At 75.0% G+C, this 21,233-nt stretch carries 14 protein-coding genes; 9 read left to right on the forward strand and 5 right to left on the reverse strand.

Annotated features, from left to right (window positions below; translation table 11 throughout):
* Nucleotides 1-10 precede the first annotated feature (10 nt).
* The gene (locus ACF053_RS22095) at nucleotides 11-742 is read left to right on the forward strand and encodes a glycoside hydrolase family 12 protein (RefSeq protein WP_391955488.1); all 732 of its coding nucleotides are present in this window, start codon (nucleotides 11-13) and stop codon (nucleotides 740-742) included.
* Nucleotides 743-893: 151 nt separating this feature from the next.
* A complete protein-coding gene (locus tag ACF053_RS22100; protein WP_391955489.1) occupies nucleotides 894-1,640 on the forward strand; it encodes a tyrosine-protein phosphatase in 747 nt (248 codons plus the stop codon).
* A gap of 52 nt (nucleotides 1,641-1,692) precedes the next feature.
* On the opposite strand, the gene ACF053_RS22105 is transcribed toward ACF053_RS22100, so the two are convergent.
* Nucleotides 1,693-2,718: a LacI family DNA-binding transcriptional regulator gene (locus ACF053_RS22105; protein ID WP_391955738.1), complete on the reverse strand. Its 1,026-nt coding sequence runs from the start codon at nucleotides 2,716-2,718 to the stop codon at nucleotides 1,693-1,695.
* Between the two features lie 243 nt (nucleotides 2,719-2,961).
* Nucleotides 2,962-5,508: an alpha-L-arabinofuranosidase C-terminal domain-containing protein gene (locus tag ACF053_RS22110; protein ID WP_391955490.1), complete on the reverse strand. Its 2,547-nt coding sequence runs from the start codon at nucleotides 5,506-5,508 to the stop codon at nucleotides 2,962-2,964.
* A gap of 333 nt (nucleotides 5,509-5,841) precedes the next feature.
* On the opposite strand from ACF053_RS22110, the gene ACF053_RS22115 reads away from it, so the two are divergent.
* The 3 genes from ACF053_RS22115 (at nucleotide 5,842) to ACF053_RS22125 (ending at nucleotide 10,896) form a co-directional block, all read left to right on the forward strand.
* On the forward strand, nucleotides 5,842-7,593 hold the full coding sequence (locus ACF053_RS22115) for a helix-turn-helix domain-containing protein (RefSeq protein ID WP_391955491.1): 1,752 nt from the start codon (nucleotides 5,842-5,844) through the stop codon (nucleotides 7,591-7,593).
* Between the two features lie 181 nt (nucleotides 7,594-7,774).
* Nucleotides 7,775-9,868, forward strand: coding sequence for a SpoIIE family protein phosphatase (locus ACF053_RS22120; RefSeq protein ID WP_391955492.1), 2,094 nt, complete (start codon nucleotides 7,775-7,777; stop codon nucleotides 9,866-9,868).
* Nucleotides 9,869-9,876: 8 nt separating this feature from the next.
* A complete protein-coding gene (locus tag ACF053_RS22125; RefSeq protein WP_391955739.1) occupies nucleotides 9,877-10,896 on the forward strand; it encodes a PHP domain-containing protein in 1,020 nt (339 codons plus the stop codon).
* Nucleotides 10,897-11,312: 416 nt separating this feature from the next.
* Here the strand turns inward: ACF053_RS22125 and ACF053_RS22130 are convergent, their stop codons facing one another.
* Nucleotides 11,313-12,371, reverse strand: a complete 1,059-nt coding sequence (locus tag ACF053_RS22130) for a TrmB family transcriptional regulator sugar-binding domain-containing protein (protein ID WP_391955493.1) — start codon at nucleotides 12,369-12,371, stop codon at nucleotides 11,313-11,315.
* A 345-nt stretch (nucleotides 12,372-12,716) separates the two neighbouring features.
* Here ACF053_RS22130 and ACF053_RS22135 point away from each other — a divergent pair, with 345 nt between their 5' ends.
* Both ACF053_RS22135 and ACF053_RS22140 read left to right on the forward strand, forming a co-directional pair.
* A complete protein-coding gene (locus ACF053_RS22135) occupies nucleotides 12,717-13,541 on the forward strand; it encodes an MmyB family transcriptional regulator (protein WP_391955494.1) in 825 nt (274 codons plus the stop codon).
* A 348-nt stretch (nucleotides 13,542-13,889) separates the two neighbouring features.
* Nucleotides 13,890-14,873 carry a glutathione S-transferase family protein gene (locus ACF053_RS22140; RefSeq protein WP_391955495.1) on the forward strand — a complete coding sequence of 328 codons (984 nt, stop codon included), beginning with the start codon at nucleotides 13,890-13,892 and terminating at the stop codon, nucleotides 14,871-14,873.
* Between the two features lie 153 nt (nucleotides 14,874-15,026).
* On the opposite strand, the gene ACF053_RS22145 is transcribed toward ACF053_RS22140, so the two are convergent.
* Nucleotides 15,027-16,418: an NADP-dependent succinic semialdehyde dehydrogenase gene (locus tag ACF053_RS22145; protein ID WP_391955496.1), complete on the reverse strand. Its 1,392-nt coding sequence runs from the start codon at nucleotides 16,416-16,418 to the stop codon at nucleotides 15,027-15,029.
* Between the two features lie 80 nt (nucleotides 16,419-16,498).
* On the opposite strand from ACF053_RS22145, the gene ACF053_RS22150 reads away from it, so the two are divergent.
* A complete protein-coding gene (locus tag ACF053_RS22150) occupies nucleotides 16,499-17,557 on the forward strand; it encodes a YihY/virulence factor BrkB family protein (RefSeq protein WP_391955497.1) in 1,059 nt (352 codons plus the stop codon).
* Between the two features lie 104 nt (nucleotides 17,558-17,661).
* On the opposite strand, the gene ACF053_RS22155 is transcribed toward ACF053_RS22150, so the two are convergent.
* Nucleotides 17,662-18,552, reverse strand: a complete 891-nt coding sequence (locus tag ACF053_RS22155) for an SDR family oxidoreductase (RefSeq protein WP_391955498.1) — start codon at nucleotides 18,550-18,552, stop codon at nucleotides 17,662-17,664.
* A 106-nt stretch (nucleotides 18,553-18,658) separates the two neighbouring features.
* Between ACF053_RS22155 and ACF053_RS22160 the strand changes: the two genes are divergently transcribed.
* Nucleotides 18,659-21,232, forward strand: a complete 2,574-nt coding sequence (locus ACF053_RS22160) for an FHA domain-containing protein (protein ID WP_391955499.1) — start codon at nucleotides 18,659-18,661, stop codon at nucleotides 21,230-21,232.
* Nucleotide 21,233: the final 1 nt, after the last annotated feature.

A 21,233-nucleotide genomic window follows, 5' to 3' on the forward strand; every position in this document is an offset into this window, starting at 1 on the left:
GAAGGACACCATGGCACGACACCTCCCCCGCCGCCGGATCCGCAGGGCGCTCCTCGCGCCGGTGCTGGCGTTCGGCGTGACGCTCGGCCTCACGGCGGCCCCGGCACAGGCCGCCGCCTGGCACAGCTGCGAGCAGTGGGGCAACACCTCACTGGGCGGCTACACGCTGTACAACAACATCTGGGGCAAGGGCGCCGGCGCCCAGTGCACCTGGGCCGACTCCCCGGCGAGCTGGGGGGTGTGGGCCGACCACCCCGGCACGGGCGGCATCAAGTCGTACCCGAACGCCAAGAAGAGGCTGGACCGGAAGATCAGCGGGCTGTCCTCCCTCACGAGCGGCTACCGGGTCACCGTCCCGACGACCGGCGCCTACAACACCGCGTACGACATCTGGGACACGGACCACGACTACGAGGTCATGCTCTGGATGAACCACCACGGCCCGGTGGGCCCGCTGGGCAGCCCGCAGGGCTCCGCGACGCTCGGCGGGCACAGCTGGAACGTGTACAAGGGGCGGGTGACCAACCCGGACGGCTCGTACCACGACGTGTTCTCGTTCGTGCGGACCTCCGACTCGACCTCCGGCACGGTCGACATCCTGCCCGTCCTGCGGTGGATCAGGGACGTGAAGGGTTGGTGGGGCGACGAGACCATCGGTGACGTGCAGTTCGGCTTCGAGATCACCTCGTCGCCGGGCGGCCTGGAGTTCTTCACGCGGAACCTGACGGTCTCGGCCCGCTAGGAGGTGTCCGGGCGCGCCGCGCGCACCCGGTCCGTACCGCCGCCGCCGTGCGTCTTCGAGGGGGGACGCGCGGCGGCGGCCTGCCCTCGGGCAGGATCCGGACCCGGGCTCCCCCGGGACCCGCCGGCCCCGCGGGTGCCATGATCGGCGCATGGACAGACACCTGGTGTTCGAACGGCTGCACAACTTCCGGGACTTGGGCGGGTACGCGACCGAGGACGGGCGCGTCGTGCGGTGGGGACGGCTCTACCGGTCGGACTCGCTGGGCAAGCTGCGCGAGGGTGGCGACTGGGACCGGTTCCTCGGGCTCGGCGTCCGCACCGTCATCGACCTGCGCTACCCGTGGGAGATCGACGGGCGCGGCCGGGTGCCGGCCCACCCGTCGTTCGCGTACCACAACCTCAGTGTGGAGCACCGTCCCTACGACCAGTCGCGGCTCACCGCGGACGTCGCGATCGGTCCGTACCTGGCCGAGCGCTACCTGGAGGTGGCCGAGGACGGGGTGCGCGAGCTGCGCCGCGCCCTGGAGCTGATCGCCGACGCGGGGAGCGGACCGGTGGTCTTCCACTGCGCCTCCGGCAAGGACCGCACCGGCCTGCTGGCCGCGCTGGTGCTGGGGCTGCTGCGGGTGCCCGAGGACGTCGTGATCGAGGACTTCGCCCTGACGGGGCTGGCCACGGAGCGGCTGGTGGCGGACTGGCGCGAGAACCACCCCGGCCGGGAGCTCACCTGGCCGGACTTCGGGCGCGCGCCCGGCGAGGTGATGCGGCTGTTCCTGGACGGCCTGGCGGCGCGGTACGGGTCGCCGGCCGGTTACGCGACCGAGCGCCTGGGCGTGGACGGCGCCCTCGTGGACGCGCTGCGCCGGAACCTGCTGGAGCCGGCCTCCGTCCGCTGAGTCCACCCGGCCGGCCGGCCCCGACCCACCGGCCGTCGAGGCGCCCGGCGGGTCAGGGGCGGGGGACGGGGACGACGGGGCGGGGGCCGGTGCTCTCCCGGACGGTCAGCTCCGGTGCCAGCAGGACGAGCTGGTCGGTACCGCGTCCCTCCAGCTTCGCGACGACCTGCTCGACGGCGTGCCGGCCCAACCGCTGGGCCGGCACGGCGACGGAGGTGAGGGGGACGGAGGCGTGCGCGGCGACCTGCTCGGGGCAGATCGCCACCACCGAGACGTCCTCGGGGACCGCGCGGCCCTGCTGACGCAGGAGGGCGAGGAGCGGATCGGTCGCGGCCTCGTTCTGCACGACGAAGGCGGTGGTGCCGGGGCGCTCGTCGTAGACGCGGGCGAGGGTCGCGGCGACGGCCGCGTAACTGCCCTCGCAGGGCCGGTGCAGGAGTCTCAGGCCGAGTGCGCCGCTGCGCTCCCGCAGCCCGTGCAGCGTGCGTTCGGCGAAGCCGGTGTGCCGCTCGTAGACGGCGGCGGCCTCGCCGATGACGGCGATCTCCCGGTGGCCGAGCCCGGCCAGGTGGTCGGCGCAGAGCGCGCCCGCGGCCTCGAAGTCGAGGTCGACGCAGCTGAGGCCGGTCGGGTCGGCCGGCAGGCCGATGAGCACCCCGGGGCGGGTGGCCCCGCGGAGCAGGGGCAGGCGGTCGTCGTCCAGCTGGACGTCCATGAGGATCATGGCGTCGGCGAGCGCGCTGCCCTCGATGCGGCGCACCGCGGCCGGTCCCTCCTCGCCCGTCAGCAGCAGCACGTCGTACCCGTGGGCGCGCGCGGTGGTGGCGACGGCGATGGCGATCTCCATCATCACCGGGACGTACATGTCGGTCCGCAGCGGGATCATCAGGGCGATGATGTTGGACCGGCTGCTGGCGAGGGCGCGGGCGCCGGCGTTGGGGTGGTAGCCGAGCTGCGCGATGCTGCGCTCGACGCGGGCCCGGGTGGAGGCGGAGATGGACCGCTTGCCGCTCAGGACGTAGCTCACCGTGCTGGCGGAGACTCCGGCATGCTGAGCGACATCGGCGAGGGTGACCATCGGCTCTCCCGGACGGTAGGACACAGGCGAAGTGAAGCGCTTCGACTGACTGTGCACTGACATTAAAGGCGCCACCGACCCCTGTCCAGGGTGCTCGTCGAAGCGCTTCGACAGATTGTGCCACGCCGTTCCCGGGACGGGGAGGGGCCGGGGAGGACGACGGTCCTCCCCGGCCCAGGGTAGTGAGGGGACCGGGCTTCCGGTCCCCTCCGGCCGCCTGGTGCGGCGGCCGGCGGCGGCCCGCTACCGGGTCGCGATCCGCAGGAAGGTGACCGAGTGCGGCGGGAAGGTGTGCGTGAACGTCCTCGCCACCCCCGTCACCGTCGACGCGACCGGCCGGACCGGCTGGTCGTCGGCGGTGTTGACGGCATCCGGCGCGGCGCTCAGCGTCGTCGCCCGGGCGGTGCCGGAGGCGGGGGCGGCGCCCAGGTCGATCCGGGTGCGGGCGGGGGCGGCCTGGGCGTTGACGACCTTGACGACGAGCTCGCCGGTGGCGGTGTCGCGGGTGACGACCTGCCGGAACGGCTCGGCGCGGTTCTCGTCGGTGAAACCGCCCCAGCGCTGCCCGTCGACGTACAGCGTCACCTGACGGCCGCGCACCTGGACGTGGAGGTCGTAGGTGCGCCCGGTCTCCACGGTGGTGGTGTCCTCGACGAGCGTCTCCTTGGCGCCGTCGACCGCCTTCTCCACGGCGGAGCGGGTGTTGTTCCAGCCGCCGAGGTTCCACCAGTGGAGGTTGCCGGTGTCACGGACGCCGAAGGCGACGAGGAAGCCCTCGCTGCCGGCCTTCTTGGTGGCCTTGACCCGCAGGTCGTAGTCGTGCCACGCGGGGTCGCCGGCCGTGACGAGGGTGTCCTGGGCGGTCTCGTCGGACTGGACGAGCGCCCCGTCGCGGACGCTCCACGTGCCGCGCCCGGCGGCGCGGGTCCACCCGCCGTCACCGGCCGAGAAGTCGTCGGCGAGGAGGGTCGTGCCGTCCGCCCCCGTGACGCGCACGTCGTCGTAGGCGGCGCTGGTCGCCCAGGTCGACAGACCGACGGCACCGGTGATCGGGGCGGCGGACTGCGGTGTGCCCGTGGCCTCGCTGGGGACGACCCGGTCACCCGTGTTGTTCATGAACAGCTTCTGGACCTCGTAGCTGGTGGAGCCCCAGGAGCGGGTCGAGTCGAACCAGATCATGTCGGGGCGCCACTGGTTCTCGCCCACGTCCGCGAGCAGCGGGGCGTAGGAGGCCATCTTGACGACGTCGGCGTTGCGCTCCAGGCCGGTCATGAAGGCGGCCTCGGCCAGGGCGTTGGAGAAGCGGTCGCCGCGGGAGGCGTACTCGCCGAGGAAGACGTCGGGGCCGCCCCGGTCGTAGGCGTCGTACCGCTCGTTGTTCTCCAGGAACCACTGCGGGCCGTTGTAGTAGTGCTCGTCGACCATGGCGACGCCCGCGTCGCGGTTGAGGCGCCACAGGCGGTCGAAGGTGGTGCCGGAGTCGTCGGGTCCGGAGTTGCCGACGACGGTGACGCCCGGGTGCTTCGCCTCGATCGCGGCGCGGAACTGCCGGAAGCGCTCGAAGTAGGCGTCGGGCAGGTTCTCCTCGTTGCCCACCGCGAGGTGGGTGAGGCCGAACGGCCTGGGATGGCCCATCTCGGCGCGTTTGCGGCCCCACGGCGAGGTCACGGGCCCGTTGGCGAACTCGATGAGGTCGAGGGTGTCCTGGATGTGGCGCCGCAGGAGGGCCGGGTCGTCCGTGACGCGGTTCTGCCCGCAGCCGGTGACGAGGGCGGGCACGACGGGCAGCGGCATGGCGCCGACGTCCTCGGCGAACTGGAAGTACTCGTAGTACCCGAGGCCGTAGCTCTGGTGGTAGCCCCAGAAGTTGGCGTTGACGGCCCGCTGCTCGACCGGGCCGATGGTGTCCTTCCACTGGTAGGAGCGGGCGCGCTCCCAGTTCGGGGCCTCGTATGCCTGGTGGGAGCCGGTGTTGACGAGGCAGCCGCCCGGGAAGCGCAGGAAGCCCGGCCGCAGTGCGGCGATCTTCTCGGCGAGGTCCTTGCGCAGGCCGCCGGGCCGGCCCTTGTAGGTGTCGCGCGGGAAGAGGGACACCATGTCGAGGCGCAGCACACCGGTGCCCTGCGCCGTGACGGCGAGGCGGGCGCCCGACGCGGTGGCGCGGGCGGTCAGGGTGCCGGTGTACTTCGCCCAGCGGTCGCCGCGCACGGTGAGGGCGAGCGGCTCCGAGAGGGGCGCGCCGGCCGCGTCCTGGAGCCGCGCGGTGAGACGGGTGCCGCGGCGCTGGTCGGTCCTGGCCCAGACGGAGAAGTCGTAGCGCGCCCCGGCGCGCAGGGCGACGCCCGGACCGTGACCGGTGTTGACGAGGCCGTACCCGGAGCCGGGCGCCCCGCCGCCGGACAGGTCCAGATGCGCGTGGGCGCGGTTGCGCTCGTTGAGGCGGTGGGCGTCGTCGACGACGCGCACGGTGCCGGTGGCGCCGCCGTGCGACGTCTCCTGCCAGCCGGTGAGCGGGGTGTAGGCGCGGTTGTCGGTGGTCGAGAACTCGAAGGACCGGTTGCGCACCAGCTCGGCGTAGAGCCCGCCGTCGGCCGCGTTGTTGATGTCCTCGAAGAAGACGCCGTACATGGTGCGGTCGATGGCGGGGCCGGCGCGGCCGGGGTGGACGGTGAGTGTGTGGTCGACCGGAACGGCCGCGGGGGTGTCGTCCGCCCGGGTGGGGGCGGCGAGCAGGGTGCCGACCAGGGCGGCGGCCAGCGCGAGGACGAACCTCGGCCGTATGGAGGTCATGTGGGTGCTCCTGGAATCTCATCTGTTCGATATGTCGGACATTGACCAGGACTTCGAACAGGAAGATAGGCAGGGGGAGTTGACGCGTCAACGGTCCGGACGGGATCGGCTCCGACGGTCGCGGCACCGCCTCCGGCACTGACGTCCCGTCACCGACCGGGCGGCGAGGCCGCGGTCGTGGGGCGCGCGGCGCGGGACGGTCGCCGGCCGCGGGGCGCTGCGGCGACAATGGGAGGGACCGGAACGCTCGCACGCGGCGCCCGACCTCGGGGAACGTTCGTCCCCCGGCGCCTTCCGGGTACGGCGGAACGAAAGGGAACACACGGGGTGGGGATGGAGAGGGCAGGTCTCGCTGACCTCCTGCGGGAGCTCAAGGAGCGGTCCGGGCGGAGTTACGGGGCGCTCGCCAAGCAGATGCACATGAGCACGTCGACGCTGCACCGGTACTGCAACGGTGACGCGGTGCCGACGGAGTTCGCCCCCGTCGAGAGGCTGGCGCGGCTGTGCGGGGCGGACCGCGAGGAGCTGCTGCGGCTGCACCGGAGCTGGATCGTGGCGGACGAGGCGCGGCGCCGGGCCAAGGCGGCCGCTTCGGCCGCCACCGGCGGGGCGGCCGCGCCGCCCGTGGGTACCGTGACGGCGCCCGCCGCGGTACCGGGCCGGGGCTCGGCGCCGGCACCGGAAGCCGGAGCGGAACCAGAAGCGGAACCTGGGGCGGAACCGGTACCGGAACCCGGGTCGGGGCCGCACGCGGCGTCCGGGACGGACCCGAGGCCGACAGCCACGACGGGGCCGACAGCGGAAGCGGCGCCCGGCCCGGAAGCGGCGCCCGGCCCGGAAGCGGCGCCCGGCCCGGAAGCGGCGTCGGGTCCGCCGCCCGCGTCGGCCCGGGTGGCCGGACCCCGGCCGGAAGGGGCGCCGGCCCCCGTAGCGGCTCCGGAGCCGACGCCCGCGCCGCGCGCGTCGGGGGTCCCCCTCGCCGAGGGCGAGCGCGCCCCGGCCGGCGGGAGCCCGGCCGGCGAAAGACGGGCCGACGGTACCGCGACCGGGCCGGAAGCGGAGGCGCGCGCGGGGCGGCAAGCGGATGCGGCTCCGCCGGAGCGGCCCGACCACCCGGCGGGCCGCCGCCGGCGCGTACGGCTGCTGGCCGCCGTGGCGGGGACGGCCGTCCTGGCGGTGTCCGGCGCCGCCGTCGCGCTGACCCACCGCTCGCTCCCCTCCCCCGCCGGTCCGGACGTGCCCGCCGTGGTGGAGGAATCCGCCGCGCCCTCCGCCCAAACCCGCCCAGGCTCCGGCCCGACGACCCCCGTCCGGCCCGCGACCTCGCCCCCGGCCGCCGCCACCTCCGCGCCCGTCGGCGGTGCGGCGCCCGCCCGCACCGCGCCCGTCGGACCCGGCGGGGCCGCCGGTTCCGACGGGGGCGGTGCGGCGCCGGGGGGCGCCGGCGTCCGGCAGGTGCCCGCCGTGCCGCTGACGGCCGACGTCGACCCGTACGTCTGGAAGGACCCGTGCAGTCAGGTCTACGTCGTGGACCGGCCGCCGACCCGCATGCCGCCCCCGCCGTCCGAGCTGGAGGCCCGCGGCTGGGTGACCGCGCTGGGCGGGACCCCCGGCGGGGAGATGGTGATCGACGTGTCGCTCCAGGGGGTCGGCGACGAGACCGTCGTCCTCAAGGCACTGCACGTGCGGGCGGTGGAGACGTCGCAGCCACTGCCCGGCAACGCCTACGTGATGGGCGTCGGCTGCGGCGGGGAGGCGCGGCTGCAGGGCCACGACGTCAACCTGGACGCGGCCCGGCCGCGCCCGGTGCCGGTGGCTGGCTACCAGGGCGACCGCCTCGTGCCCGCCTCGGACTTCCCGTACACGGTGTCCCGCGACGACCCGCAGGTGCTGAGGATCACCGCGCACACGAGCGCCCGCCATGTGCGCTGGTACCTGGAGCTGGAGTGGACCAGCGGCGGCCGCAGCGGCACGCTCCGGCTGGACGACCGGGGGCGGCCCTTCTCCACCAGCGCCGCGCGGGGTGTGCCGACGTACCAGTTCCCGCTGGGGGCCGACGGCTGGGGCCCGTTCGTGGCCGGCTGACCGACCGCTCCCCGGCTGACCGGGCCGGCGCGTGACCGGCGCGTGACCGGCCCGGCGGACCGGTCGGGCCGCATCCGGCGGCGGGCGGTGGCGGGGCCGCCGGAGCGTCCGCCACCCGGTCGGCCCGACGCGCCCACCGATGCCTTGGCGTTCGCCGGGGCCGGGCTCGACAATGAGGGGGATGACGGACAACCGGGCACTCGGCGCGGAGCGGGAGCACGGCGGCGAGATCCAGCCGACCGAGCGGCTCGCCATGAACCGCACCGGCAGCTTCGACTGGGACCTGGACGCGGGCACCATCGACGTGGACGACGCCGGGTTGCTGGTGTTCGGACAGGCGCCCGAGACGTTCGACGCGCGGCCGGCGACCCTGGTGCGCCGGCTCGACCAGCCGGAGCGGGAGCGGCTGGACACCGTGATCCGGGACGCCCTGACCAGCGGCCGGTCCTCGTACGCCGCGTACTTCCGGCTGGAGCGCGACGACGGCTCCGAGCAGTGGACGCACGTGCAGGCGCGCATCCTGCGGACCCGCGACGGCCGGGCGCACCGGATCGTCGGGATCGTCCGCGACGCGACGTCCGAGGTCACCCACTCCGAGTTCGTGATGGAGCTGGAGAAGCGCCGGAAGCGCCAGACCGACATGGTGGAGCGGTCGACGCGCGCGTTGTCCCGGGCGGTGACGGTGGACGACGTGACGGCGGCGCTCACCGGGCCCGGGGGGCTCGCGCGGCTGGGCGCCGACGGGTTGGCGCTGGGCCTGGTGGAGAACGGCTCGCTGAACATCATCGCGTTGAGCGGGGAGTCCCTCGACGTCCTGGACGACCTGCGGTTGCGCCGGCTGGAGGAGGGGCTCCCGCTGCACGAGACCGTGCTGAGCGGACGGCCGCTGTTCACGAGCGCCTTCCAGGAGCTGGTCCAGGGCTATCCCCTGCTCGCCCCGCACGCGGGGCGGCTGCCGTTCCGGGCGGCGGCGTACCTGCCGCTGGTCGCGCAGGCGCGCACGCTGGGCGGCATGGCCCTGCTGTACCGGCGGCACACGACGTTCACCGCAGACGAGCGGAACCTCGCGCTGGGCCTCGCGGCGATCGTCGCCCAGTCGCTGCAGCGGGCCATCCTCTTCGACGAGGAGCGGGAGCTCGCCACGGGCCTCCAGGCGACGATGCTGCCGCGCCGCATCCCGGAGATCCGCGGCGGCGAGATCGCGGTGCGCTACCACTCCGCGTGGAGCGGCCGACAGGTCGGCGGCGACTGGTACGACGTCATCCCGCTGCCGAAGGGCCGCGTCGGGATCGTCGTCGGGGACGTGCAGGGCCACGACACCCACGCGGCGGCGATCATGGGTCAGCTGCGCATCGCGCTGCGGGCGTACGCCGGTGAGGGCCACGCGCCGTCGACGGTGCTCGCCCGGGCCTCCCGCTTCCTGGCCGAGCTGGACACGGAACGGTTCGCGACCTGCACGTACGCCCAGGTCGACCTGAGCAGCGGCACCGCCCGTGCGGTACGGGCGGGGCACCTGGGGCCGCTGATCCGGCACACCGACGGCCGCGTCGGGTCGCCGAAGCTCCAGGGCGGGCTGCCGCTCGGCATCGCGTCGGTCTTCGGGGACGAGGAGTACCCGGAGACGCGGCTCGACCTCGTGCCGGGCGAGACGCTGGTGATGTGCACCGACGGCCTCGTCGAGGAACCGGGCACGGACATCGGGCAGGGCATGGAGGCGCTGGCGGAGGCGATCGGCGCGGGTCCGCCGGGCGCGGAGGCGCTCGCCGACCACCTGTCGCAGCGGTTCTGGGAGCGGTGGGGCGCGGGGGACGACGTGGCGCTGCTGGTGCTGCGGCGCAGCCCGGACCCGGGGACGACGCGGGCCCCGCGCATCCACCAGTACATCCACCAGGCCGACCCGGAGGGGCTTTCGGAGGCACGGGCGGTGGTGCGGCGGGCGCTGCGCGACTGGGGGATGCACGAGTACGCCGACGACGCGGAGGTGCTCACCGGCGAGCTGCTGGGCAACGTGCTGCTGCACACCGAGGGCGGGGCGGTGCTCACGCTGGAGGTCCTGCCGGAGCCGGTGCGCCGGGTGCGACTGGCGGTGCAGGACCGCTCCAGCGCCTGGCCCCGGCGGCGCACCCCGGGCGAGGCGGCGACATCGGGGCGGGGGCTGCTGCTGCTCGACGCGCTGGCGGCGCGCTGGGGGGTGGAGCCGCGGGGCGAGGGCAAGGCCGTGTGGTGCGAGATCGGCCCGGTCCCCGGGCGGGACGGCGCGAGGGGGGTGCCGTGACGGAACGGGTGGAGCCGGTGGAGGCGCTGGAGCGGATCGCCTTCCTGTTGGAGCGGTCGCTGGCCCCTTCGTACCGGGTGCGGGCCTTCCGCACGGCGGCGGGTGCGCTGCGCGGGCTGGACGCGCGGGAGGTCGCCGAGCGGGCGCGGGCCGGGACGCTGGAGGCGCTGCGGGGGATCGGCCCGAAGACGGCGCAGGTGGTGCGCGAGGCGCTGGACGGGGAGGTGCCCGCCTACCTGCGGCGGCTGGAGGAGGAGGCGGAGCGGCCGGCGAGCGGGGCCGGCGCGGAGCTGCGGGCCCTGCTGCGGGGTGACTGCCACCTGCACTCGGACTGGTCGGACGGCGGCAGCCCGATCGAGGAGATGGGGCGCACCGCGGCGGGGCTGGGTCACGAGTGGGCGGTCCTGACGGATCACTCGCCCCGGCTGACCGTGGCGCGCGGCCTGTCCGCCGAGCGGCTGCGCGAACAGCTCGACGTGGTCGCCGAGCTGAACGCGCGCTGGGCGCCGTTCCGGCTGCTGACGGGGATCGAGTGCGACATCCTGCCCGACGGGTCGCTGGACCAGGAACCGGAGTTGCTCGACCGGCTGGACGTGGTGGTGGCGTCGGTCCACTCGAAGCTGCGGATGGACGCGCCGGCGATGACCCGGCGGATGGTGCGGGCCGTCTCCGACCCGCTGGTGGACGTGCTGGGGCACTGCACCGGACGCTTGGTGTCGGGGCGCCGGCCGGAGTCCGAGTTCGACGCGGAGCGGGTCTTCGAAGCGTGCGCGGAGGCCGGTACCGCGGTGGAGATCAACAGCCGCCCGGAGCGGCTCGACCCGCCGCGTCGCCTGCTGCGCCTCGCGGTGGCGTCGGGGGCCTACTTCGCGATCGACACGGACGCCCACGCGCCGGGCCAGCTGGACTGGCAGATCCTCGGGTGCGCGCGGGCGGAGGAGTGCGGCGTCCCGGCCGAGCGGGTGGTCACCACGTGGTCGGCGGCGGAGCTCCTGGAGTGGACGCGGACCCGGACACCACCCGCGTGAGGCCCGGGACCGGGGGGTGCGACGGGACCGGGGCGTACGGCGGAACGGAGGTGTACGGCGGGGCCGGGACACCGGCCGCGACCGGCCGCGACCGGCGCGCACGGCGGGGCCGGGGCGGGCGCCGAGGGGGAGGCCGTATCACGGGGGACGTACCGAGAGGATCGGTTTTGCGTCCGGAAGGCCCTGGCAGTGACCTTGCGGTATCCGCACGATGCCCGGCAGGACACGCTGCCCGTGCCCTGCTCTGCCCGGTTCTGGCATGAGGCGCGGATAACGACCCCCGTAATAACGGCTCCGTGGAGTCTCGGCGCTCCTCGAAGGGCCGGTTGACCTCCCGACCGCCTCCAGGATGCAGCAGCCCGGGGCCGTTTTTCCTCTGATGCTTTTTCATTTAAAAACCGACCGGACGCGCGCGGTCACCCGGTCGGGTCGCCGCCCCCGTCCCCCCGTTCGCCCTGGTCACCGCCCGCCCCACCGGTGTCGGCCCGCAGCCGCTCCGGGGAGAGGGCCCACTGGTAGGCGAGCGCGGCGAGGGTGGTGGCGCCCCAGCGGGCGCGGAGCCGGCCCAGTTCCTTGGTGAGGGTGCGCAGTCCGATGTTGAGCCGGCGGGCGGTGATGCGCTGGTCCACACCGGCGGCCGTGTCGATGAGGATCTCGCGCTGGCGTTCCGACAGCGCGCCCGTGCCGTCGTCGGGGACGACGCGGCGCGGGTCGCCGTGCCAGATGTCCGCGCGGCGCCACGCCTCCTCGAACCCCTCCGCGACGAAGGCGACGAACGCCCGGTCCATGACGTGCCAGGCGGTCCGCTCGGGGTCGCCCCCGACGACGTGGTCGGAGATGAACGCCTGGCGCCGGTCGACGACGACGCACCGCTGGAACGGGGCGAGGAGCGTGCGGAAGCGCGTCCCCCGCCCGGACATGACGCTGGCCCAGGCGCGGGCCGCCGCGTCGTCGCGCACGCCGTCGCCGAACAGGGTACGAAGGCGCACGCCGCGGGCGAGCGCGCGGGAGGCGCGGACGGTGGCGTCGTCGAGGAGGTCGGGGCAGGCGGGCCCGGCGGGCAGCGCCGTGAGGACCTCGCTCTCCGCCCGGTCCACGGCCTCCCCGATGCGCGCGGACACCTGCTCCCGGCCGGCGAGGAACTCACTGCCGCTCCCGGCGCGCCACTTGGCCCGCTCGAAGTGCAGGCCCAACTCGTCGCTGACGCCGGGGATGGCGGCGATCCGGGCGGCGCGGGCGGCCATGTCGCGCAGTTCCTCGTCGAGCCTGCGGCGGCCCGCCTCCTGCGGGTCCAGCGCGATCGGCGGGCCGGGCCCGTCCGGGTCGACGGTCACGAGCCGCCACCCGACCAGTTCGGCCAGCGCGCCGGCGTCCCCCGGTCCGACGGGCTCCCCCCGGGTGACCCGCGCGTAGAGCGCTCTGGCGGCCTCCGACAACGGACCCGCCGGGTGAGCCGTACCATCCCTTTCGCCCATCTCTGCCCCCGTTCGCGACTGCGTGTGTGCGCCGTGCGCAGGTACGCACCACGTGGGCACTTGATCGCCGGCGCACGACGGGTCAGCGTACCGGTGCGGCTGCCCACGCCCCGCGCCCCGTGGAGGGCGGTGGTGGGTGCCGTCCCTTCCGCATGCCCATGAACGGACGCGCCCCGATGCAACGCCCCGCTCCCGCCCCCGTCACCCGCCATCCCCCGGCCGCCCCCGGCCCGGCAGCCCACGCACCGGAGCCGGCGCCGCACCGCTGAACCGCCACACCGTTCGCCGCGACGGCCGCCGACCGACGACCACCCGGCGGCCGTCCCTCTGGGGGAGGGACCCGTCTTGGACAAGGTCGCCCTGCGTTTCCTGCTGCGGGAGCGCCGCGCCCTGATCGCACCCGAGAGCCACGGGCTGTCGCGCCCCGCCCGGCAGGGCCGGCGGGCCCCGGGCCTGTCGCAGGCGCAGATCGACCAGCTGCTGCACCGGGCGCCGGACACGTACGGCCGCCTGGAGTCGGGCCGGTACGCCAACCCGCCGGTGGACCTGCTGGAGGACGTGGCGCGGCTGCTCGGCATGAACGAGCACGAGTGGGTGGCCCTGTGGCGGTACGCCCTCGGGCAGGACCCGCCGCACCCGCTGAACGCGCGGGCCGGCGAGGCGGTCCCCGGCACGTGGCAGCTGGCCCTCGACGGCGTCACCCACATGGCGTACATCAGCGATCGGTCGTGGAACCTGCTGGCGTACAACGAGCCGTTCGCCGCGCTCTTTCCCGGCCGCCGGGTCCCGGCCAACGTGATGCGGTGGATGACGGTCGAGCCGGAGGCCCGGTCGGTGCTGCGGCACTGGGAGACCTCGTGGGCACCGCTCGTCCTGCCGCAGCTGCGCGCCGCCATCGCGGCGGACCCGGAGGACCCGACGCTCTGCGGCATCGAGAAGGAGGTGCTCGACGACCCGCCGGCCGCGCGCGTGTACGAGTCCGCGAGGGCGTACGTCCACCCCGACGGGAGCGAGCGCCCGGTGCACCACGCCGAGCACGGTCCCGGGTGGATCACCGTGTGCGCCGCGCAGCCCATGGCGGCGCCCCGCGCGCGGCTGCTGATCCTGCCCTTCCGCGCCGGCGAGCACCACTCCGGGGGACGGCTGCGGCCCCTGCGGGCCAGCGGCTGACGGGGGGGGGCTCGGTCCCGGCCCTGCCGCCGGGCCCGGCAGTCCGGGCCCGGCAGCCCGGCCCGGATGCGGTGCGGTGGTGCGGTGGTGCGGTGCGGTTCGGCTCGCATCGGATCGGATCGGATCACAGCGGATCGCATCGCATCGACCTGGCTCGATTCGGCTGGGTCCGGCTTCGGCCCCGGCCCGGGGTCCGGGCGGTGCGGCCGGGCCCGGGAGGGCGCGGGCGGGTCCCAGGGCGCCCCGCGGGCGGCCCCGGGCCGGACCGGGCGGCTTCGGGGCGGGACCGGCAGGCTCCCGGGCGGGACCGGGCGGCTTCGGGCCGTGCGGGACGGGTACCCGCGGTGCATGGCAGACGAGGGACGGTTCCGGCGCGCCCCCGGGCGCTTCACCGACCGCATCACGGCAGACGGCGGGGACGGCTGGCCCGTGGAGGCGGGACGCTACCGGCTGGTGGTGAGCCGCGCCTGCCCCTGGGCGAGCCGGTCGCTGGTGGTGCGGCGGCTGCTCGGGCTGGAGGAGGCCCTGTCGCTCGCCGTCGCGGACCCGGTGCAGGACGACCGGAGCTGGCGGTTCACGCTCGACCCCGACGGACGCGACCCCGTGCTGGGCATCCGGTACCTGGCCGAGGCGTACGAGGCCCGCGACCCGGAGCGGGCGGACGCCGTGAGCGTCCCGGCCGTCGTGGACGTGCCGAGCGGCCGCCTCGTCACCAACGACTACCAGCGCCTCACCCTGGACCTGGAGACGGAGTGGACCGCGCTGCACCGGCCGGGCGCCCCCGATCTGTACCCCGATCACCTGCGCGACGAGATCGACGCGCGGATGCACGACATCTTCCGTGACGTCAACAACGCCGTCTACGAGGCCGGGTTCGCCACCGGGCAGGATGCCTACGACGAGGCGTACGCCCGGCTGTTCGCGCGGCTCGACCAGCTCTCGGACCACCTGGCGACCCGCCGCTACCTGGTCGGCGACACCCTCACGGAGGCCGACGTACGGCTGTTCACGACGCTGGTCCGGTTCGACGCCGTGTACCACGGCCACTTCAAGTGCAACCGCACCAAGCTGACCGAGGACCCGGTGCTGTGGGCCTACGCACGGGACCTGTTCCAGACGCCAGGGTTCGGCGACACCGTGGACTTCGACCACATCAAGCGCCATTACTACCGGGTGCACGAACACATCAACCCGACCGGGATCGTGCCGCGCGGCCCGGACCTGCGGGGCTGGCGCTCCCCGCACCACCGCGAGGAGCTGGGCGGCCGGCCCTTCGGCGACGGGACCCCTCCCCCGCCGCCCCCACCGGACGAGGTGGTCGTCCCCCTGTGAGGCCCGGCCTCCGCCGGGGCCCGGCCGGCGTGAGGGCCGGGAGGGCGGCGGCGGGCGGCACCGGATCGGCGGGCGGGGCGGCCACCGCCGGGTGACCGCCCCGCCCGCCGTCCGGCCCTCGGCACCGTCCGGCGGGGTGCCGTCCGGCGGGGGTCAGTCCGCCCGCCAGACCGTCGTGGCGTTGCAGAACTCCTTGATGCCGTGGCCCGCCAGCTCACGGCCGTACCCGGACCGCTTGACCCCGCCGAACGGCAGCGCCGGGTGCGAGGCGGTCATCCCGTTGACGAAGACGCCGCCCGCCTCCAGCTCGCGCACGCAGTGCGCCACCTCGGCCTCGTCCCTCGTCCAGACGTTGGAGCTCAGCCCGAACGGCGAGTCGTTGGCGATGCGCAGCGCGTCGTCCAGGTCCTCGGCGCGGTAGACGGTGGCGACCGGTCCGAACGTCTCCTCCCGGTGGACGCGCATGGCGGGCGTCACGCCGGTGAGGACCGTCGGCTCGTAGTACCAGCCCCGCTCCAGGTCCCGCGGGCGGCGGCCCCCGCAGCGGGCCTCGGCGCCGCGCTCCACCGCGTCGTCGACCAGTTCCTCCAGGTCCGCGCGTCCCCGCTCGGTGGCGAGCGGGCCGACCTCGGTGGACTCCTCCAGCGGGTCGCCCACCTCCAGGGCGGCCATCCCGGCGGTGAACCGCTCCACGAAGTCGTCGTAGACGTCCGCGTGCACGATGAAGCGCTTCGCGGCGATGCACGACTGGCCGTTGTTCTGGGCGCGGGCCGTGACGGCCGTCGCGGCCGCGCGGGCGATGTCGGCCGAGGGCAGGACGAGGTAGGGGTCGCTGCCGCCCAGCTCCAGCACCGTCTTCTTCACCTCGTCGCCCGCGACGGCGGCGACGGCGCGGCCCGCGGCCTCGCTGCCGGTGAGGGTGGCCGCGGCGACGCGCGGGTCGCGCAGGACGCCCTCGACGGCGTCGGAACCGGTGAGCAGGGTCTGGAAGACCCCCTCGGGGTAGCCCGCCCTGCGGAACAGCTCCTCCAGGTACAGGGCCGTGCGGGGGACGTTCGACGCGTGCTTCAGCAGCCCGGTGTTGCCGGCCATCAGGGCGGGCGCGGCGAACCGCACGACCTGCCACAGCGGGAAGTTCCACGGCATGACGGCCAGGACGGGGCCGAGGGGCCGGTAGTGCACCCGGGCGCCGGAGGCCCCCGCGTCGCGCACGTCCGCGTCGTCGGGCCGCTCGTCGGCGAGGAGCTCCTCGGCGCGGTCGGCGTACCAGCGCATGGCCTTGACGCACTTGGCCGCCTCGGCGCGGGCCGCCGTCACCGGTTTGCCCATCTCGGTGGTGACGGTCCGGGCGATGTCCGGCACGTCCGCCTCCAGCAGGTCGGCCGCACGGCGCAGCAGCGCCGCCCGTTCGGGGAAGCCGGTGGTGCGGTAGGCGCGGAACGCGCGGTCGGCGGCGGTCAGCCGCTCCTCGATCCCGTCGGGTCCGAGCGGCCGGAAGGTCTCGAGCGTCTCACCGGTCGCGGGGTTCACCGTCGCGATGGGCATGGAGGTCCTCTCTCGTCACGGCCGCGCGGCAGCCGCCGGCGGCCTGGTTGAGCTACCCGTACCGGGTAACCCTTGCCCGTATGACGAACCCTGGCGGAGGGCCGGCGGACCTGTCCGCCCGCTCGTGGCGGACGGTACTCAAGCGCACGGCCAAGGAGTTCCTCGACGACGAGCTGCCCGACCGGGCCGCCGCGCTGACCTACTACGGCGTCCTGTCGGTCTTCCCCGCCCTGCTCGTCATGGTCTCCCTGCTGGGCGTGGTCGGCGACTCGGCCACCCGGTCGGTACTGGACAACCTGGGCGGGCTGGCGCCCGGCGCCGTGCGGGACCTGCTGAGCGACGCGGTGCGGCAGTTGCAGGGCAGCGGGTCCACGAGCGGGGTCATGGCGATCGTGGGCCTGGTGGCGGCCGTCTGGTCGGCGTCGGGGTACGTGGCGGCGTTCATCCGCACGGCCAACGCCGTGTACGACGTGCCGGAGGGCCGGCCGGTGTGGAAGCTGACGCCGCTGCGGGTCTTCCTCACCCTGGTGCTCATGGTGCTGCTGGCGGTCAGCGCGGTGATCGTGGTCTTCACCGGGCCGGTCGCGCGGCGCGCCGGGGAGGCGATCGGCGTCGGAGAGGCCGCCGTGGCCACGTGGGACATCGCCAAGTGGCCGGTGCTGGTGGTGCTCGTGGTGCTGATGGTGGCGCTGCTGTACTGGCGCGCGCCCAACGTACGGGGGCCGGGCCTCCGCTGGCTCGGCCCCGGCAGCGTGCTCGCGGTGCTCCTGTGGCTGCTGGCGTCCGGCGGCCTCGCCCTGTACGTCGCCAACTTCGGCGCCTACAACAAGACGTACGGGACGCTGGCCGGTGTGGTGGTCTTCCTGGTCTGGCTCTGGCTCTCCAACCTGGCGGTCCTGCTGGGCCTGGAGCTCAACGCCGAGCTGGCGCGGCAACGGGCCATCCGCGGTGGCCTGCCGCCCACGGAGGAGCCGTACGTGGAGCCGCGCGACACGAGGAAGTGGCCGTCCGGACTCCGCGGGCGCGCCGCCCTGTGGAAGCGGGAACGCGGCGAGCGGGCCGACGGGGGTCCGCGGCGCGCCGGCGGGCACGGGCTCAGGGATCGGCTGCGCCGCCACGGCGGCGCCCGGCGCGCCTGACGCCCGGTCCGCGGTCCACGTCACCCCGCCGCCCGGCCCGCCGTACCGCGGCCGTGCCAGACCGGCCCGGCGGGACCGGCCCGGCGAACGACCGGACGTCCGGTTCAGGGCAGCGGCGTGCCGCCGGTGGCGTTGACGATGTCGCCGGTGATGTAGCTCGCCCCCGGGGAAGCCAGGAAGACGTACGCGGGTGCCATCTCGACCGGCTGCGCGGCCCGCCCGAGGGGCGACTGCTTGCCGAACTCCGACGTGTCCGGCATGGTCGCCGGGATCAGCGGCGTCCACACGGGCCCGGGAGCCACGGCGTTGACACGGATGCCGCGCGGGGCGAGGTCCTGCGCGAGCCCCTGGGTGAAGGTGACGATGGCGCCCTTGGTCATGGCGTAGTCGAGCAGCGGCGGGCTCGGCTTGTACGCCTGCACGGAGGCGCTGTTGATGACGCAGCCGCCCGCCGGGATGTGCGGAAGGGCGGCCTTGGTGATCCAGAACATGCCGTACAGGTTCGTCTTCATGACCCGGTCGAACTGCTCGGTGGGGATGGCCTCGATCCCCTCCTCCTGCGCCATCTGGTAGGCGGCGTTGTTGACCAGCACGTCGATGCGGCCGAACTCGGTGACGGCCCGGTCCACGAGGGCCCGGCACGCGTCCTCGTCGCGGATGTCGCACGGCACGGCGACGGCCTTGCGGCCCGCGTCCTCGATGAGCCGGGCGGTCTCCCTGGCGTCCTCGGCCTCCTCCGGGAGGTGCGCGAAGAGCACGTCGGCGCCCTCGCGGGCGAAGGCGAGGCAGACGGCGCGGCCGATGCCGGAGTCGCCGCCGGTCACGAGGGCGGCGCGGTCCTGGAGCTGGCCGCTGCCGCGGTACGACTCCTCGCCGTGGTCGGGGCGCGGGCTCATCTCCTCGGTGCGGCCGGGGTGCTCCTGCTGCTGTTCGGGGTAGTCGGGACGCGGGTGGGCGGTCGTGGGGTCGGGGCGCGGCGTCTGCTCCTGCGGCACGGGGGCCTCCTGTCACGTGTCGGGTTCCGTGTTCGCGTTCCCCCGGGACCCCCTCGCACAAACAGCGCATCAGGCGCATTCCGGGACGGAAAGATAAAATTCCCTCATGGGAGAGCAGCCCGGCACGCCCACCGCACCCGAGCTGGTCGTCGAGGTCGGCGGGCACCTCACGGTGCTGCGCCCCGACCGCGACTACCGCGTCGGGCGCGACCCCGCCAGCGACATCGCGCTGGCGGACGTCCGTGTCTCCTGGCACCACGCCGTGTTCCGCCCGGAGGACGGCCGGTGGACGGTGCACGACGAGGGCAGCACCAACGGCACCTTCGCCGGCGGGGTACGGGTCGGCGCCGCGCACGAGGTCGGACCGGGCGTCACCCTGCGGTTCGGGCACCCGGCGGACGGGCCCCTGGCGACGGTGTCGGCGGCGGACGCGCCCGCGGCGGCGGGGCCGCCCGCCGTGCCGCCCGATCCCGCCCCCGCGCCGCCTCCGCCCGCCCCCGCGCCGCCGGTGCCGCCGCCGCTCCCCGCGTTCGAGGGGCCCGAGCCCGGGCCCGTCGTCGCGGAGCCCGAGCCGGGACCCGCCGAGCCGGGTCATCCGGAGCCGGGTCCCCCGGTCCCGGGACGCCCGGGCGCCGGTCCGGAGCCGGGTGCCGCCCGGCCGGGGTCCGCGGCCCGTCCGTCGTCGGTCTCCCTGCCGGGCGCCACCGGCACCTTCCGGCGCCCCACCTCCGTACGCCCCCTGCCGTCACGGGCCGTCCGCATCGGCCGCAGCGCCGACAACGACGTGGTCGTGGACGACCTGGTGGTCTCCCGGCACCACGCGGAACTGCGCTCGCTCCCGGACGGCACGTACCGCATCCACGACCTGGGCAGCCACAACGGCACGTACCTCAACGGCCACCCGGTCGACGACGCCCGCGTGACGGCCGACGACATCATCGGCATCGGCCACCGGGCGTACTGCGTCGTCGGCGGCCGACTGGTGGAGTACACCGACACCGGCGAGGTCTCCCTCGACGTGCAGGAGCTGGCCGTGACCGTCGACGGCGGCAGGACCCTGCTCGACGGGGTGTCGTTCCCCGTCGGTGAGCGCACCCTCCTCGGCGTGGTCGGCCCCAGCGGCGCGGGCAAGTCGACGCTGCTGAACGCCCTGACCGGGCTGCGCCCCGCCGACCGGGGGACCGTCCTGTACGACGGGCGGGACCTGTACCGGCAGTACGCCGAGCTGCGCCAGCGCATCGGCCTCGTCCCGCAGGACGACATCCTGCACCTGCAGCTGACCGTGCGGCGCGCCCTCGGGTACGCGGCGGAGCTCCGCTTCCCGCAGGACACCCGCCCGGCCGAACGCCGGGCCAGGGTCGACGAGGTGATGCGCGAACTGGGCCTGGACCAGCGGGCCGGGCAGCCCGTCCACAGCCTCTCGGGCGGCCAGCGCAAACGGGTGAGCGTCGCCCTGGAGCTGCTCACGAAGCCGTCGCTGCTCTTCCTCGACGAGCCGACGTCCGGCCTGGACCCGGGCATGGACCGGTCGGTGATGCACATGCTGCGCGGGCTCGCCGACGACGGGCGGACCGTCGTCGTCGTCACCCACAGCGTGCTCAGCCTGGACGTCTGCGACCGGCTGCTCGTCCTCGCGCCGGGCGGCGTGATCGCCTACTACGGGCCGCCCGGCGAGGCGCTCGACTACTTCGGCTGCGCGCAGTGGCCGGAGGCGTTCGAGGCGTTCGAGAACGACCGGGAGCGGGACTGGGCGGGGCGGTTCCGCGCCTCCGCGTACCACGAGCGGTACGTCGAGGCCGCGATGCGGCGCCCCGTGCCGCACTCCCCCGGAGCGACCGCGCCGCCCCCCGCGCCGCCGCCCAAGCCACAGAGCTGGGGCGCCCAGTGGCGCACCCTCGTCCGGCGGTACGCGGCCGCCTTGAGCGCCGACCGCACGTTCCTGGCGATCATGGTGGCGCTGCCGTTCGTGATGGGCGCGATGGCCCGGGCGCTGTCCGAGGGGCGGCTCGGCGGGGAGTCCACGCTGAACGTGCTGCTCATCCTGTGCGTGGGCGGCGTGCTGACCGGCGCGGCCAACGCCGTGCGCGAGCTGGTGAAGGAGCGGACCATCTACCGGAGGGAACGGGCCGTCGGCCTGTCCCGGTCGGCGTACCTGATGTCGAAGGTGACCGTGCTCGGGCTGGTCACGGTCGTCCAGGCCGTCGTGCTGACGCTGGTCGCGCTCGTCGGCGTGCCGATGGGCGTGCCCGACGGGCGCGGAGTGCTGTTGCCGCCGCTCGTGGAGGTGGCGGTGGCCGTCGCGGCGCTGTCGTTCACGGCGATGATGCTGGGCCTCTTCGTCTCCGCCCTGGTGCGCAAGGAGGAGGTCACCATGCCGCTGCTGGTCCTCCTCGCGATCGTGCAGGTGGTCTTCTGCGGGGCGCTGCTGTCGGTGCGCGGCACGCCCGTCCTGGAGCAGCTGGCGTGGCTGGTGCCGTCCCGGTGGGCGTTCGCCGCGATGGCGGCGACGGTGGACCTCGGGGCGACGGTGCCGGGCGAGCGGGCGCAGGACCCGCTGTTCGACCACACGCTGTCGGCCTGGCTCCTCGACATGGGCGCACTCGTGGCGCTCGCCGTCGTCCTCGGCTTCGTGGTGGTGCGGCTGCTGCGCCGCCACGAACCGGTGATCATGCGAAAGTAGG

The sequence above is a fragment of the Streptomyces kanasensis genome (assembly GCF_043077165.1).
Taxonomy (GTDB): Bacteria; Actinomycetota; Actinomycetes; order Streptomycetales; family Streptomycetaceae; genus Streptomyces; species Streptomyces changanensis.

What these genes read in the sequence shown, in the direction of transcription:
- ACF053_RS22160 (WP_391955499.1), top strand. Translation starts at nt 18,659, where the DNA reads ATGGGAGAGCAGCCCGGCACGCCCACCGCACCCGAGCTGGTCGTCGAG.
- ACF053_RS22095 (WP_391955488.1), top strand. Translation starts at nt 11, where the DNA reads ATGGCACGACACCTCCCCCGCCGCCGGATCCGCAGGGCGCTCCTCGCG.
- ACF053_RS22115 (WP_391955491.1), top strand. Translation starts at nt 5,842, where the DNA reads ATGGAGAGGGCAGGTCTCGCTGACCTCCTGCGGGAGCTCAAGGAGCGG.
- ACF053_RS22145 (WP_391955496.1), bottom strand. Translation starts at nt 16,418, where the DNA reads ATGCCCATCGCGACGGTGAACCCCGCGACCGGTGAGACGCTCGAGACC.
- ACF053_RS22110 (WP_391955490.1), bottom strand. Translation starts at nt 5,508, where the DNA reads ATGACCTCCATACGGCCGAGGTTCGTCCTCGCGCTGGCCGCCGCCCTG.
- ACF053_RS22120 (WP_391955492.1), top strand. Translation starts at nt 7,775, where the DNA reads ATGACGGACAACCGGGCACTCGGCGCGGAGCGGGAGCACGGCGGCGAG.
- ACF053_RS22100 (WP_391955489.1), top strand. Translation starts at nt 894, where the DNA reads ATGGACAGACACCTGGTGTTCGAACGGCTGCACAACTTCCGGGACTTG.
- ACF053_RS22105 (WP_391955738.1), bottom strand. Translation starts at nt 2,718, where the DNA reads ATGGTCACCCTCGCCGATGTCGCTCAGCATGCCGGAGTCTCCGCCAGC.
- ACF053_RS22130 (WP_391955493.1), bottom strand. Translation starts at nt 12,371, where the DNA reads ATGGGCGAAAGGGATGGTACGGCTCACCCGGCGGGTCCGTTGTCGGAG.
- ACF053_RS22150 (WP_391955497.1), top strand. Translation starts at nt 16,499, where the DNA reads ATGACGAACCCTGGCGGAGGGCCGGCGGACCTGTCCGCCCGCTCGTGG.
- ACF053_RS22140 (WP_391955495.1), top strand. Translation starts at nt 13,890, where the DNA reads ATGGCAGACGAGGGACGGTTCCGGCGCGCCCCCGGGCGCTTCACCGAC.